Origin of the sequence: Haloprofundus salinisoli, assembly GCF_020097815.1 — an archaeon.
GTDB classification, from domain to species: domain Archaea; phylum Halobacteriota; class Halobacteria; order Halobacteriales; family Haloferacaceae; genus Haloprofundus; species Haloprofundus salinisoli.
Map to the genome: position 1 here is coordinate 2,819,310 of NZ_CP083663.1, position 13,624 is coordinate 2,832,933.

Below are 13,624 nucleotides of genomic sequence, written 5' to 3' on the forward strand. Positions count from 1 at the left end.
TTTAGTCTCCACCCGCAAACCCCGGAGTAGTGACGGTCACGCTGCGCTACGAGGACGGCACCATCCGCATCGACGCCGAGAGCGGCGACTCGGTGCCGTCGCTCTCTTTCGTCGAGGACGACCCGCGAAGCGGCGTCGCCCGCGCGCCCGCCTACCGCTACGCGCAACTGCGGCGCGTTCTCGACGGGTGCGGCGTCGACTGCGACGACCGGGTGCTCCCCGACACCTCCTTGGATCTCTCGACGACGTACGACCTCCGCGAGTACCAGCGCAACGCGTTGGAGGCGTGGCTGTCGAACAGTCGGCGCGGGATTCTGGAACTCCCCACCGGCAGCGGCAAGACCGTCGTCGCCATCGCGGCGATGGTCGAACTCGGCGTCCCGACGCTGGTCGTCGTTCCCACGATAGACCTCCTCGAGCAGTGGCGGCGCGAGCTCCGAACGGAGTTCCGGATTCCCATCGGCCAGTTCGGCGGCGGTGAGCAGGTACAAGAGGCGATTACCGTCTCGACGTACGACTCCGCGTACCTCCGGGCCGACGACGTCGGCGGCGAGTTCGGCCTCGTCGTCTTCGACGAGGTCCACCACCTCGGCGGCGAGGGTTACCGCGACATCGGTCGGTTGTTGGCCGCTCCCGCCAGAATGGGGCTGACGGCGACGTTCGAGCGTCCCGACGGCGCACACGAGGTCGTAGAGGAGTTGGTCGGCAGCAGGGTGTACGACGTGTCCGTCGACGAGTTGGCGGGCGACCACCTCGCCGACTACGCGATTCGCCGCGTCGAAGTCAAACTCACGGACGAGGAACGCGAACGCTACGAAGCGGCCCAGGGCACGTTCGTCGACTACCTTCGGACGGCGAACATCACGTTCCGAAGCGGCAGCGATTATCAGCGACTCGTGAAGCGCTCCGGAAACGACCCGCGCGCTCGCGAGGCCTTGCTGGCGAAACAGCGCGCTCGCGACATCATGATGAACGCCGACGAGAAGGTGCGCGAACTCGGCCGCATTCTGGACCGCCACCGCGAGGACCGCGTCATTGTCTTCACCGCCCACACCGACCTCGTCTACCGCCTCTCCGAGCGGTTCCTGCTCCCGGCTATCACGAACGAGACGGGCGCGCCGGAGCGGCGAGAGATTCTCCAGCGGTTCCGCGATGGCACGTACTCCCGAGTCGTGACGGCGAACGTCCTCGATGAGGGCGTCGACGTGCCGGACGCCAACGTCGCCGTCGTGCTCTCCGGCAGCGGGAGCGAACGCGAGTTCACCCAGCGACTCGGGCGGATTCTCCGACCCAAAGAAGATGGACAGACGGCGACGCTGTACGAACTCGTAAGCGCCGAAACCGCCGAAGAGCGGGTGGCGGCGCGTCGGCGGTAGTCAGCCGGACCCGGCCGCTTCGACGGTCACCTGCAACTGGCCGTTGCGCTGGAACGCCTCGAAGGAGACGGGAACGACCGTCTCGAACTCCGCCGTCGAGTCTCCGGACACGGCCACTTCCGTCGTTTCGACCGTCTCCTCGCCGTCGACGGTGACGCGAACGCGCACGACGCCGGTCCGTTCCTCCGAACTCCCGTTGTCGATGGTGCCGAACGCCCGCAGTTGGTCGCCGTCGGTTCCCTCGTAGTCGAACGTCTCGATGGAGAGGGGGTCCGGTTCGGGCGTCTCACCGGGGCCGTTCGCCGGTGCTTCGGGCGGCCCGCGCGGTCCCGTCGCTCTCGGGAGCGAGGAGAGACAGCCCGCCGACAGCGCCGGCAGGAGGGCGGTCACGAGCGTCCGTCGCTTCATAGCCGAGCGTCTGCGCGGGGGCGTATGAGCCTTGTCCTCCGTCGTCGCCGTCGGCTCCGCCGGCGAACCGACGACTCCAACCCCGCGGCGCTTTTATCGTCCGGGACGAAACGACGGCTGTGCTGACGAAAGACCTCCTCCGGGTGTCGCGCCGCGGCGGCGGCTACCACCCGCAGTTCGTCGACTCGTCGCGTCGTCCGCTGGCGGCGAAGGTGCTCGGCACCTACCAGGGCCACGTCGGCGAGCGTCGGGCGGCGCTCACCGAGGCGCTGTCGGGGCTCGAAGCCGGCGCGGACGACTTCAAACTCGTCCGCGGGTTCGCGGCGCTGGCCGACCGGGAGGCGACGTTCGAGACGGACGCCGCGGTACCGCCGGAACGAACCCGCCGCGTCGTCTTCGAGAGCGCCGAATCCGTCGGCGGCGTCGCCACCGACGGCGAACGAGCGGCGGCGGTCGACGCCGCGGCGGACCGGCTAGGCGTCGACGTCGCCGACGTGGAGGGGTCGCTGTACGCCGACCGGGACGTGAACCAGCGACTCGCCGCGTTCGACTCGCGGTGGTCACCCGACGAACTCCTCTCTCAATATAACCTCTCGCTCGCGCAGACCGCCCTCTTCGACGCCACCGAAGTCAGGGTTCGGAGTTCGGACCCGAAGGCGCTCGTCTCGGCGGTGAAGCGGTTGCGGCTGATGTACGAGATTCGAAAGACTGCGGCGGGACGAGAAGTCCTCGTCACCGGTCCCGACGCGCTGTTTCGACGAACCCGCCGCTACGGCACCGGCTTCGCCCGCTTGCTTCGGACGGCCGCCAAAGCGCCGGAGTGGTCGCTCACGGCGACCGTCGACGACAGGGGAACCGAACGCGAGATGACGCTCACGAACGAGGACGTGTCGGTGCCGGGCGTCGACCCCGTCGCCGAACCGACGTACGACAGCGGCGTCGAAGCCGACTTCGCCGCCCGCTTCGCCGCCCTGAATCTCGACTGGGACCTCGTACGCGAACCCGAACCGCTCGAAACCGGCTATCGCGTGATGATTCCCGACTTCGCGTTCGACTACGAGTTCGCCGACTTTCGGATCTACTTCGAGATTATGGGTTTCTGGACGCCCGAGTACGTCGAGAAGAAGCTCTCGCAACTGGCGGAGCTCGAAGCCGTCGACATGGTCGTCGCCGTCGACGAGTCGCTCGGCGTCGGCGAGGAGATTCGCGCTCGCGACCACCGCGCGATTCCGTACACGGGGAGCGTGCGGGTGAAAGACGTCGTCGACGTGCTCCGCGAGTACGAAACCGACCTCGTCGCCGCCGCGGCAGCCGACGTTCCCGACGAACTCGACCCCGACCCCGACGTGACGACGCTCGAGGCGGTGGCCGCCGAGTTGGGCGTCGGCGTCGAAGCCGTCGAAGACCGGCGGTTCCCGGCCCACGAACGGCTCGGTCGGACGCTCGTCCGCCCGGCCGTCCTCGACGAACTGCGCGAGGAACTCGACGCCGGGATGTCGCTCTCGGCGGCCGAGTCCGTGCTCGACTCCCGCGGCGTCGACGACGCCAGCGCGGTGCTCTCGGGGCTCGGCTACCGGGTCGAGTGGGAGGGTCTGGGCGGAGGGACGCTCCGCGAGAAAGGCTGACGACACGGCGAGGGTGACAGAGAGCCGATAAAAAGCACTTACCGCTCGCCTGCGTTCCGACAATATGACCGACTCAGGGGGACCGGCGCCGACCGAGAACGCTCGACGCGGCGACCCTATCCCGTGTACCTTCGGCGGTGACGACGTCGACTACGAGGGCGTGATTCAGCCGTGGGCCGGGCGGACCGGCGGTCTCTACGTCGCGTGGCGGGTAGGTCCGGCCTCCGGCCGACTGGGGACGTACCGCGCTGCACGCGACGAACTCCGGTTCGGCTACGGCGCGTTCCCGGAACGCCCGGGGACGCGTCGGTACGCCGCGACGCTCTCGGAGACCGTCTCCGACCGACTTCGATCGGAACTCGCGACGCTCACCGAGTCGATGCTGTCGCCGCACGTCGGCGCGATACCCACCGTCTTCGACAGCGAAGTGTTTCTCGCCCCGCCGGAGGCCGCCGCTACCGGTGAGATTCATCACCACGAACTCGTCGGTCGGAAGGGGAAGTTCCGCGGATGGTTCCAACCGTGGCGACCGCCCGGCGGCGGCGCGGTGTACGTCGCGTGGCGTCTCGACAGTCGAGACCACGACACGTACCCCTTCGAGGCGACGGGCCACCGCTTCGGCGTGTTCTTCGACGACGCCGTCTGGCTCGGGTCGGTGTTCGACACGGTGTCGCTGTTCCGCGTCGCCTGCGGGACGACGGGCGCACTCGACCGGCTCGGTGAGGACGTGGAAGCGCTGTACGCAGACGTGTCGGAGCAAACGTTCACCGCCTCGATGAGCGAGTGACCGAGCGGTCGTGGTCGTTCAGTCGAGCACCGGAAGCGACTCCTGCCGCCCCTTCGGGACCGTCGACCGGAGTTCGCCGTGGAGATACAGGCCGACGCCCATCGGCTCGGTCTCTCCGACGAGTTCGTGAGCGACGACGAGATAGCCCCAGTCGCCGTCCCACTCCACCTCTTGGTCCTCGCCGGCGGCGAACCGTTTCGCCGCCTCGCCGGAGAGCTCGACGACGTTTTTACTCGCTTCTCTCCCGAAGCGCTGGACGGCGTTCGTCGTCGGTTTCCAGTGCTCCTGTCGCGTCCGGAGGAACGACATGCCGAGCCCCTCGATGCGTATCGGGTCGGCGGTGTCGCCGTGGAACGCCCAGATTTTGCCCTTGCCCTTCTCCCAGAAGGTGAAGCCGTCGAACGTCTCCGGCGGGATACCGAAGCGCTCCTCCCACCAGCCGACGACCTCCTCGCGAGTCGCCCGGCCGGGCACCTCGCGGTCGGCGGCGGTGGCCGGGAGGCGGTCGAACTGCTGGCCGGAGTTCGTCGGGTCCTCCGCGCTCTCGCCGCCGGCTCCACTCTCCTCGTCGCTCATGCTTCCACCTCCAGTTTCGCACAGAAGAACCCGCCCGTGTCGTTGTGGTGCGGGTAGACGCGGTGGGCCTTCGTCACGTCGGGGTGGTACTCGTCGCCCTCCCACTCGGTGACGCCCGGCACCGTTTCGAGCGGCGAGTCGAACTCAACCATCCGGCAGTCTTCCTCCTCCAACGCGTGGCTGAGGATGGCCTCGTTCTCCTCGGGTGCGAACGTGCAGGTGGAGTAGACGACGGTGCCGCCGGGTTTCGTCGCCTGAATCGCGCGGCGGAGCACGCCTTTCTGGATACCGGCGACGCTGTAGACGTGGTCCATCGTCCACTGGTCGAGCACGTCGGGGTTCTTCCGGACGGTGCCCTCACAGGAGCAGGGGGCGTCGACGAGCGCCCGGTCGAACGCCTCCCGCGCCGCGCCGTCGAGTTCGCTACTCTCGCGGCCGCCGAACTGGTCGGAGCCGAACGGCTTGAGCGAGAAATTTCTGGCGTCTTGGTTCGTCACCGCGAGGTTCGTCACGCCGAGTCGCTCGGCGTTGTGCCGGAGCGCCGAGAGCCGCCCGAGGTTGTTGTCGTTGCCGACCAAGAGGCCGGTGTCGTCCATCAGCGCGGCGAGTTGGGTCGTCTTGCTGCCCGGCGCGGCGCAGGCGTCCCAGACGAACTCGCCGGGCCGCGGGTCGACCGCCAGCGCCGGGAGCGCCGACACTTCCTCCTGGCCGTGGAGCCAGCCGTGGAAGTACGGCCACGTCGTCCCGGGACTGCGACCGTCGAGTTTCAGTATCTCGTCGTGCCAGCCGGCCGGTTCGTAGCCGACGCCCTCCTCGTCGAGCGCCTCGCGGGCGCGTTCGGGCGTCGTCTTGATGGTGTTCACGCGGACGACGGACGGAAGCGGTCGCTCGCAGGCCGCGAAGAACGCCTCCTCGTCGTCGACGAGCGGCGCGTACCGCTCCAAGGGGTTCATGTAGTCGAGTTTCCCGGCGGCGCGTTTGTCGGTTTCGGAGTGGGCGCGCGGAGCCGATTCTGTCGCCCTGGCGGGGCGGTTTTACAACGTTGGCCTTCGTCTCACCGCCTATGGCGCGAATCAACGTGCTCGCCGACGACCTCGAGTTCGATGAACCGCTGCTCGTAGAGGGCCTTCCCGGCGTCGGACTGGTCGGAAAGATTGCCGCCGACCACCTCGTCGAGACGTTCGAGATGAACCACTACGCGAACGTCTACTGCGAGAGCATCCCGAAGGTCGCCGTCTATCGCGACGACGACCGGAGCATCCACCCGCCGGTGCGCATCTACGGTGATACCGAGCGCGACCTGCTCGTTCTGCAGAGCGACGTGCCCATCTCGCCCGGCGCGGCCACAGAGTTCGCCGACTGTCTGAGCGACTGGTTCGACGAGAAACGGCTCACGCCCGTCTACATCAGCGGTCTCCCGCGTGAGAAGGACGAGGAACCGCCCGAACTCTACGGCATCGGCACCGGCGACGCCGCGTCGATGCTTGACGAAGCCGGCATCGACTCGCCCGCCGAGATGGGCCTCGTCTCCGGGCCGACCGGCGCGCTGTTGAGCTACGCCATCGAGAACGACCAGAACGCCGTCGGTCTCGTCGTCGAGTCCGACCCGCAGTTCCCCGACCCGGAGGCGGCCCGCGTCGTCGTCACAGAGGGTATCGATGCGCTGTTGGATATCGAGGTGCCGACAGACGACCTGGTCGACCGGGCCGAGGAGATTCGAGAGGCCAAGCAGCAACTCGCCCAGCGCCTTCAGAACGCCGAGAACGACGAGAGTTCGCAGGCGCAGCCGCTGCGGATGTACCAATAGCACCTTTTGCGCTGCGGGCCGCTTCGCGGCCCTCGGCAAAACTGCACCAAAACACAGCGTCACCCTCTCAGGCGCTCCGCGCCTTCGAGGATTCCTCGGGCCGCTCGCTCGTCCTTGCGGGCTCGCTCGCGGTACAATATCTCACTCTGACCCTGATCACACCGCTCTGCGCAGTTCAGGTCACCGGACTCTGTTAGAAATCCTCAATCAAAGACAGTTTGGCGAAACCGTGCGAGATACAGAGCGTGTGTCTCGTGCGAGTTCACCACCGAAAATTAGGTCTGTGACACAGGGGTGGCGACATTTCGTCTCCGGAGCCAATACTCACCCCCGGCAAGTAGACCATACGCAAGCAGATAGAACGGTGCCCAAAAGAGCACCAAGGCGAATGCAGGTGCGTCACCTCCTTCACCCCCTAGAACGGGCAGGTAAATCAAGACGTGCCAGAACAGTAGGACGAGTCCCATGAGAATGGACGGACCTCGAATTCGATAGCGCACCCAGAGCACGATTGGAACTCCAATTGTCCCGTACGCGAAGAGCAATCCAATTCCAACTGATGACCAGAATGAGCCGGTGATCTGTATGTCGGGCGTGAGCGCACTGTACCCGAGGACAATACCAGTATAAACGACGCTAGCGACGCCACTACTCAGGAGGGCTCGCTTCCATTTTCTTCTCGACGAAGACAATTCGTGGAGGGAGGACATGAAGAAACCTGGTGGCCGAGGATTAATAAATTGACACGATGTATTGAGTGAACTGAATAGCTTGCCCGAGGACTTCTCCGTGCCCGACTTGCGCTCTCTATTCAGCAGTCGGTAAGCGAAACCCTCGACTGCTGTCAGTAACGGGCTGCGAGATACAGAGGATGTAGTCAGCACGGGAACTGCGTCATTTTCTCCAAATGAATCCTGAATTAGCCGATAGAATGTGCCTGCGGATGAATCAGTTTTGCAGAAGGCACTTACCGTCCTTTCGGTGTAGTAACCAACATGAATCGCCGTCAGGCCCTCGCAGTCCTCGGTACGCCTGCCCTCACGTCGGTAACAGGATATGCAACTCTCGAAGCCGAACTTGGGATGCGAGCCGATACACTCGGAGCAGTGACGCTGGCGAACAGTATTGCAGACCCGTTCAACGTCTCGCTCGAAGTCCTCCGTGACGGCGCTTCCGTGCATCAGGCATCGTATCAACTGGACCCGGGGTCAGAACAAGAACGGCCACAGTACACCATCAACGAGTGGAAAGAGAACCCGGATGCACGCCAGTGGACTATTCGGGCCAAGATACCCGAGAGCAAGTGGAGAGACGCCACAATTGATGCGGCCAGAGGTTCTGAAAACGAATGTTACAGCGTCGCTGTTGTCACTGGTGATTGGCCAGAAACACCGTTGCTCGTCTTACTCGGAGGGTGTGAATCGGACAATCACTAACAACATCTGTTACACTCACGCTCTGTACTGACCAATCCAATCTGATTGAATCGGGAGATAATTCTGTGTGAGATACGCGCTCTCTATTAAGCAGTCGGTAAGCGAAACCCTCGACTGCTGTCAGCAACGGGCTGCGAGATACAGAGCGTGTATTCAGCAATCAGATCTCGTTCGTTTCACGTTCTCGGTGGCGATACAGTCGTTAGGTGGGTGTGTCTACTGGTCACTCGGGCCCGTCGTAGTATTCGAACCCCCCCTGTTCTTCGAGTTCATCGACCGTCTCTTCAAGTTCGTCAAGTGCTGCTCGGAGTTCGTCAATCTGGGTGCGCACAAAATCGTGACCACGGAGTTCAGTGAGTGCAATAAGTCTATCCCGGAGAAGGATGTCGTAGGCATCAACCTCTTCTTCTGGGTCACACCCGATGTTATTGGCGAGGACGTGGAACGCCGACCAGAGACCGTATCGACGGCCAGCATCATCAGTTACCTCCTCAACCAAGCCGGGGCGCTCGTCGAAGGTTTCGTAATACTCTGCGGCCATATGGCTCCCAAGAATGTAGGCTTCTCCGAGGATTTCCTGCACGTCCTCCGGTCGGTTGGCGAAGGGCATCCCTTTCCGTGACCACGATTCGGCAAAACCTTCTTCGACGAGTTCGTCCCACCGCTCACGTTCGGCTTCAACGACCGCTTCGTACTCCCCATAGATTCCGAGAATCACCTCACTCTTCTCATATCGTGTATCCTGCCCAAAGCGAGAAAATCGCACTCCTTCACAGCCCTCGATTGTTTCGAGGCGATTAAGAGAAGGGACGATATACTCTCGAATCAGTTGTTCATCCGCTTCGTGGCCAGTAGTCACAAACGAAATCCTTTCGACAGAAACCATATTCCTACTGTTAAGAGAGACCATCTCAATCTTTCCCTCCCAGAGATATTCCTCCAGAAACCTGGAGTCTTAACTGTTTGCAAATTTGTAAACTATACTCCTATCTTTACCACTCCTTCGACCGTTTTTATCAGCAAACCCCAGATGACCGATACGCGCGTTGTATCTCGCATCTCCCCCAATGATCTACCGAGATGGTGTCAAAAAACCGTGCGAGATACAGAGGGTGTATTCAGCAAGCCGCCGTCCTTTGTTTTACACTGAATGAGTTGAACAGACCGATAGGTAGAGCATGCCTATTTACAAGCGACCGTTTCCCACCCGGTCGAAGGAATTGAGCCCGACGAATCTCCGGGTGCGTGAACGGCGAAGTCATCCGTGACGTAATACCACCCGTAGAACTCCTCGCTCCCTGCAACTGTCGTGCTGCCGCCTTCCTTCGTGAAGTCTAAGCTCACCCACACTCGGACGACAAACCCTGCTTTCGTCCTCTGCATGACCTTGGTGTCCCATCCATCGAAGCCGCTGAAGGTGACCTCCCGCTTGTTTTCCACGGTTGCCGAAGAGTACGCCTTCTCAAATTCAAGAGAATAGTTCACCACACTTGATTTTGAAACCGAGGAAGGCAGAGATGGATAGGTTGAGTCAGGTAGTTCACTTATCTCGCAGTTACTGGTTGGTTTTGGGACGTTCGGAAGGGGATCGGGTGTAGGAGAGGCTGTCGGAGTGACTCCATCTGCTCCTTCGCTGGCCGGGGACTCCGTTGCAGTGGGGGAAGAACTCGTGGTCGTGGAACAGCCTGCGGAGATACTAAGTGCCAGAACAGTAGTTGTACCGAGGCAGAATTGTCGTCTATCCATGATTTTGAGAAACTGTCGAATCGGTAAATATTTTGTCTGCACTAATCAATTCACGCTCTGGATTGAGCAATTCGTGGTGCGAATTGGTCAGATTAGTAACTACACAAAGACTATATCCAACTGAGAAGATGCTGGAATATGGTTTACTCTCCAACTCGCCGAAAAATTCTCCAACTTGGTGGGGCCGCTCTTGGGGTTGGCCTCGCTGGGTGTTCTTCGCCCCAAGAAGAATCAATAACTGAGAGTCGTCTGGTCGAACTGTCGGTATCGAACCATACCGAGAGCCAACACACCGTCCATGCAGTGCTTCAGGATGGTGATGAGGTCGTCTACTGGTCGTCGATTCAGGTCACATCCGGTGATAGAGAGAAGAACGATGCAGGTGGCGGGGAATTTTCCAGCTATCCGACGGAGGCAGGGTTATACACACTATACGCGAAGGGAGACAATCAACCAGACGACGCATGGACTCAAGCGAAAATCTACGAGTGGGGATACCCTTGTTGGAGCCTCAATATTAAACTCGGATTACCGTTCTCCGACAGTCCTGAAAAAATCTCGATATGGAGGCACAACAAGTGCAACGCAGAGACCACCGATACATAGTCAGTCTGTATCTACCAATCTGATTCCTCGCCAGACCACTACTGACCAGTGGCCGATTCGCGCTGTGTATGCAGCACAGCCTCGACGAACTCCACGACAGCTGTCAGTAACGGATTGCAAGATACAGAAGGTGAGTTCATCAGGCGATTCCTCGTGTTGGCCACCGGAACGATTTGCTGAGATTAGAGTAGTCACCGAGAAACAAGTCGGTTCAAAAGCCATGCATAGCCACCTCTCACACTCACCCCATACGCGACTGCCATCGCGACGAGCCAGAGAAGTCCAATAGTGAGTGGTGAACTCTCGCCAGTGGGAGAGTAAATGCCGTTTGGTGTAACGACATTTCCGAAGATGAACAACACAGTAGTGAGAAATCCGCAGCGCCAGACCACACCGGATTTGAGTTCAGGGAACCTTCGGAGAAGGACGTATGCTGCCATCAACGCACCGGCGGCCCCAATCACTAACGGAATTCCCTGAGATACTTCTGTCCCTCTGAGTAGCGCGTTGGTGACTCCCATCAAGCCAATACCGACAGACAGGTGGAAGGCAAACCAAATCGAGAGTAACCGGCGGCCAGAAGCCATGTTCACAAATCATATTCTGGCTGAATAAGTACTGAGGCTGTCGGTCAAAATGATCCCCTGACGGAACCAATTCAAGATTCGCGCTCTGTATTCAGCACTATCGCTGGAACCTCTCTTTCCGGTGTCAGAGATCGCGTGCTGACTACAGAGGTTGCAGCCATCACAGAAGCCTCATTTATTTCGACTCACCAACGCTGAACTAACCGTTCAGTAGACGTCCGAAAGAATCAATTGAGTCACTGATAATCTCGCGAGTATGTCCCCTGAAACGTGGTTCATTCTCCTCCTCTTCCTGATTGTGACTGTCCCGGTATTCATCGGCGTTGTTGCACTCATTAGCCGTGCGACTGGCGGGGCCGATGACGAAGAGATAGAGGAACTGAAACGACGAGTGGAAGAACTTGAAACCCAGCAGAACTGATTATTGCCTACCGTTAGCCAGCTCACCTGTACTGAGCGATTTGATTAGCGCCCACATCGAGCGCTGAACCGATAACCGATATGCGCACTCTATTCAGCAGCCGGTGAATGAACTCCTCAACCACTGTCAGTAACGGAGTGCAAGATACAGAGGGTGTATCTCTCACTGAAACCCCATTTATTTCGCCCCATCGGCTCTGAACTAACCGCTAAGTGGACATGTGTATTGAGTTCAAGAGAAGAACAGGTTACGCGAATTTTGACCGCTGACCTATCCAAAATCCGAATAGCATTACGAGGAGTAGAGTAGCCATAGGAACCCAGAATGCTACACTAGTGAACAGTCTGATGGAGAGTATCTCAGGGTAGAAGATGGCTAGCCAAAGAGGAATCCCCATTAACAAGCCTGTTGCAGCAGCAAGCAGAAATTTGGGATAGGAATCCATCTCTATACTCGAATACAGTCTACCCACTGATAAGTTCGCCCTCTGCATTCAGCAATAGACAGCCCTGTGGTTCGGTGTGAGAAATCTGCTGTAGTCGCGCGCTGTATTCAGCACGACCGTAGAAACCTACCCAATTCTTGCCAGAAACAGCATGCGAGATACAGAGCGTGTATTTATTGGTTCGTTTCTTTCCACTCGCCGGGGTCGCCTTCACGGAATTCACCTTTGGCGTGGCGTTCTCGGGGCCAAAACACAACGCCTACCAGTATCACGTAGAACGCACCGACGAGAGTAACCATGACAATTCCGGGGATGTAAGCTATTTTAGCGGCTTCAAGCCAGGTTTGACGTGGCGGCGTAAACGCTGTAATCCGAAAGACCCATGCAGCGAGTAAGACCCCGAGCAGGGCGAGGTACACGCGTCGAAGCCGGTTGGCGAGCGCTTCTTGGAAGGAGACTTTCAGGGTCGGGACGCGGAAGTCCGCACTCAACTCCGCTCGCCAGTTTTGATGTTCAACTTCTTGCGTTGGGTCAAGGGCGTTCGCGAACAAGTTCTCTTGGAGCATTCGAACCCGCGAGCGAAAGACATCGTAGTCCCGATACCGTCGCGCTTCGATGCCGAGAAAGGCGGTAACGACGACTACCCCAATGAGCAAAATGTAGTGGGGGTTGTCGGGACTCGAAAATGCCCACGTCAAGATGGCCGCCATCACCGTCACCGCCCACGTCGTCGTCTGGTCGAGGCGCTGTCGCCACGTCGTGACACGATCCATCTCTCCGCGGTAGAAATGGGCCATCACCGACCCAAGTCCGGTACTCTGGTCAACCATCTCTCGCCCTATCTCCCGCTGTTCGGGCGCAGTTGGGTCGAACTCATCGCTGTCTGCCTCGGTCATATCGTAGGTACGTTTCCCCTTCACATAAACAGGGAGAGAGCGTTTCGAGAAACTATGATTTGGTGTACATCGAACAAGCGCGTTGTATTCAGCACGCGTTTACTGTCAATCTCTATCCATTCTCGCAGAGTCGTCCACCGCTACCGTCCCGCCACCGCCCGCCGTTTGTTTCTGCAATCCTTAAGCCGAACCAGCGGTACAGTCCGACTATGACCGACGACGCTACTGACGAGTCAGCGGCGGAGCGACAGACCGAGGAGACGCCCGAAGAACCCGTCGAAGACGCGTCGACGGCGGGAGCCGAGGCGACCGAAAGCGGCGAGCGCGGCGGCGAATCGGAAGAAGCGCCGACGAGCGAAGGTCTCGCCGGGCGCGCCGCGGAGTACGACGACGACCTCGCCGCCGACGTGGCCGCGTTACAGACGCGCGCGGACGAACTCGAAGCCGAACTCGCCGAGAAGGACGACCGCGTCGAGGAACTGGAGGCGGGTCTGCGCCGCACGCAGGCGGACTTCCAGAACTACAAGAAGCGTGCGAAGAAGAAGCAGGACGACATCCGTGACCGCGCGACCGAGGAGTTGGTGTCGCGCCTCGTCGGCGTCCGCGACAACCTCCTGCGGGCACTCGACCAGGAGGAGGGTGCCGACATCCGCCCCGGCGTCGAGTCGACGCTCAAGGAGTTCGACCGCGTCCTCGACGACGAGAACGTCGAACCCATCGAACCCGACCCCGGCGAGGCCGTCGACCCCCAGCGCCACGAGGTGATGATGCGCGTCGACAGCGACCACCCCGAGGGCACCGTCGCCGACGTCTACCAACCGGGCTACGAGATGGCCGAGAAGGTCATCCGCGCGGCGCAGGTGACGGTGAGCAAGGGCGACGAGTAGTCGCTCGACGCGGGCCGAACC

At 60.8% G+C, this 13,624-nt stretch carries 14 protein-coding genes; 8 read left to right on the top strand and 6 right to left on the bottom strand.

All coding sequences use genetic code 11. From position 1 onward, the window contains the following. Positions 1-29 precede the first annotated feature (29 nt). Positions 30-1,376, top strand: coding sequence for a DEAD/DEAH box helicase family protein (locus tag LAQ73_RS14845; RefSeq protein WP_224269036.1), 1,347 nt, complete (start codon positions 30-32; stop codon positions 1,374-1,376). Here the strand turns inward: LAQ73_RS14845 and LAQ73_RS14850 are convergent, their stop codons facing one another. Further along, positions 1,377-1,784: a transcriptional initiation protein Tat gene (locus LAQ73_RS14850; protein ID WP_224269037.1), complete on the bottom strand. Its 408-nt coding sequence runs from the start codon at positions 1,782-1,784 to the stop codon at positions 1,377-1,379. Between the two features lie 119 nt (positions 1,785-1,903). Here LAQ73_RS14850 and LAQ73_RS14855 point away from each other — a divergent pair, with 119 nt between their 5' ends. Together LAQ73_RS14855 and LAQ73_RS14860 are read left to right on the top strand one after the other, a co-directional pair. Beyond that, positions 1,904-3,409 (top strand): DUF790 family protein, encoded by a 1,506-nt coding sequence (locus LAQ73_RS14855; RefSeq protein ID WP_224269038.1) that lies wholly within the window; start codon positions 1,904-1,906, stop codon positions 3,407-3,409. A 64-nt stretch (positions 3,410-3,473) separates the two neighbouring features. Continuing rightward, the gene (locus tag LAQ73_RS14860) at positions 3,474-4,196 is read left to right on the top strand and encodes a hypothetical protein (RefSeq protein WP_224269039.1); all 723 of its coding nucleotides are present in this window, start codon (positions 3,474-3,476) and stop codon (positions 4,194-4,196) included. Between the two features lie 18 nt (positions 4,197-4,214). On the opposite strand, the gene LAQ73_RS14865 is transcribed toward LAQ73_RS14860, so the two are convergent. Together LAQ73_RS14865 and LAQ73_RS14870 are read right to left on the bottom strand one after the other, a co-directional pair. Then, positions 4,215-4,772 (bottom strand): DUF7122 family protein, encoded by a 558-nt coding sequence (locus LAQ73_RS14865; protein WP_224269040.1) that lies wholly within the window; start codon positions 4,770-4,772, stop codon positions 4,215-4,217. After that, a complete protein-coding gene (locus LAQ73_RS14870; protein ID WP_224269041.1) occupies positions 4,769-5,725 on the bottom strand; it encodes an RsmB/NOP family class I SAM-dependent RNA methyltransferase in 957 nt (318 codons plus the stop codon). The genes LAQ73_RS14865 and LAQ73_RS14870 overlap by 4 nt, the downstream gene beginning before the upstream one ends. Positions 5,726-5,835: 110 nt before the next feature. On the opposite strand from LAQ73_RS14870, the gene LAQ73_RS14875 reads away from it, so the two are divergent. Then, the gene (locus tag LAQ73_RS14875) at positions 5,836-6,579 is read left to right on the top strand and encodes a proteasome assembly chaperone family protein (RefSeq protein ID WP_224269042.1); all 744 of its coding nucleotides are present in this window, start codon (positions 5,836-5,838) and stop codon (positions 6,577-6,579) included. A gap of 995 nt (positions 6,580-7,574) precedes the next feature. Then, positions 7,575-8,015 carry a hypothetical protein gene (locus tag LAQ73_RS14880; RefSeq protein ID WP_224269043.1) on the top strand — a complete coding sequence of 147 codons (441 nt, stop codon included), beginning with the start codon at positions 7,575-7,577 and terminating at the stop codon, positions 8,013-8,015. Between the two features lie 223 nt (positions 8,016-8,238). Here LAQ73_RS14880 and LAQ73_RS14885 read toward each other — a convergent pair whose 3' ends face one another. Together LAQ73_RS14885 and LAQ73_RS14890 are read right to left on the bottom strand one after the other, a co-directional pair. Continuing rightward, positions 8,239-8,901 carry a hypothetical protein gene (locus LAQ73_RS14885; RefSeq protein ID WP_224269044.1) on the bottom strand — a complete coding sequence of 221 codons (663 nt, stop codon included), beginning with the start codon at positions 8,899-8,901 and terminating at the stop codon, positions 8,239-8,241. Positions 8,902-9,197: 296 nt separating this feature from the next. After that, on the bottom strand, positions 9,198-9,761 hold the full coding sequence (locus LAQ73_RS14890) for a hypothetical protein (RefSeq protein ID WP_224269045.1): 564 nt from the start codon (positions 9,759-9,761) through the stop codon (positions 9,198-9,200). Positions 9,762-9,899: 138 nt separating this feature from the next. Here LAQ73_RS14890 and LAQ73_RS14895 point away from each other — a divergent pair, with 138 nt between their 5' ends. Next, a complete protein-coding gene (locus LAQ73_RS14895) occupies positions 9,900-10,367 on the top strand; it encodes a hypothetical protein (RefSeq protein WP_224269046.1) in 468 nt (155 codons plus the stop codon). An 843-nt stretch (positions 10,368-11,210) separates the two neighbouring features. Then, positions 11,211-11,375, top strand: coding sequence for a hypothetical protein (locus tag LAQ73_RS14900; RefSeq protein ID WP_224269047.1), 165 nt, complete (start codon positions 11,211-11,213; stop codon positions 11,373-11,375). A 618-nt stretch (positions 11,376-11,993) separates the two neighbouring features. Here LAQ73_RS14900 and LAQ73_RS14905 read toward each other — a convergent pair. Beyond that, on the bottom strand, positions 11,994-12,716 hold the full coding sequence (locus LAQ73_RS14905; protein ID WP_224269048.1) for a DUF2270 domain-containing protein: 723 nt from the start codon (positions 12,714-12,716) through the stop codon (positions 11,994-11,996). Between the two features lie 209 nt (positions 12,717-12,925). Between LAQ73_RS14905 and LAQ73_RS14910 the strand changes: the two genes are divergently transcribed. Beyond that, entirely contained in the window at positions 12,926-13,603 is a 678-nt protein-coding gene (locus tag LAQ73_RS14910; protein ID WP_317988511.1) for a nucleotide exchange factor GrpE, read from the top strand. Positions 13,604-13,624: the final 21 nt, after the last annotated feature.

Excerpts from the sequence above, each read along its gene's own strand:
- LAQ73_RS14860 (WP_224269039.1), top strand. The coding sequence starts at position 3,474 with ATGACCGACTCAGGGGGACCGGCGCCGACCGAGAACGCTCGACGCGGC.
- LAQ73_RS14895 (WP_224269046.1), top strand. The coding sequence starts at position 9,900 with ATGGTTTACTCTCCAACTCGCCGAAAAATTCTCCAACTTGGTGGGGCC.
- LAQ73_RS14900 (WP_224269047.1), top strand. The coding sequence starts at position 11,211 with ATGTCCCCTGAAACGTGGTTCATTCTCCTCCTCTTCCTGATTGTGACT.
- LAQ73_RS14910 (WP_317988511.1), top strand. The coding sequence starts at position 12,926 with ATGACCGACGACGCTACTGACGAGTCAGCGGCGGAGCGACAGACCGAG.
- LAQ73_RS14885 (WP_224269044.1), bottom strand. The coding sequence starts at position 8,901 with ATGGTTTCTGTCGAAAGGATTTCGTTTGTGACTACTGGCCACGAAGCG.
- LAQ73_RS14880 (WP_224269043.1), top strand. The coding sequence starts at position 7,575 with ATGAATCGCCGTCAGGCCCTCGCAGTCCTCGGTACGCCTGCCCTCACG.
- LAQ73_RS14870 (WP_224269041.1), bottom strand. The coding sequence starts at position 5,725 with ATGAACCCCTTGGAGCGGTACGCGCCGCTCGTCGACGACGAGGAGGCG.
- LAQ73_RS14905 (WP_224269048.1), bottom strand. The coding sequence starts at position 12,716 with ATGACCGAGGCAGACAGCGATGAGTTCGACCCAACTGCGCCCGAACAG.
- LAQ73_RS14865 (WP_224269040.1), bottom strand. The coding sequence starts at position 4,772 with ATGAGCGACGAGGAGAGTGGAGCCGGCGGCGAGAGCGCGGAGGACCCG.
- LAQ73_RS14875 (WP_224269042.1), top strand. The coding sequence starts at position 5,836 with ATGGCGCGAATCAACGTGCTCGCCGACGACCTCGAGTTCGATGAACCG.
- LAQ73_RS14850 (WP_224269037.1), bottom strand. The coding sequence starts at position 1,784 with ATGAAGCGACGGACGCTCGTGACCGCCCTCCTGCCGGCGCTGTCGGCG.
- LAQ73_RS14890 (WP_224269045.1), bottom strand. The coding sequence starts at position 9,761 with ATGGATAGACGACAATTCTGCCTCGGTACAACTACTGTTCTGGCACTT.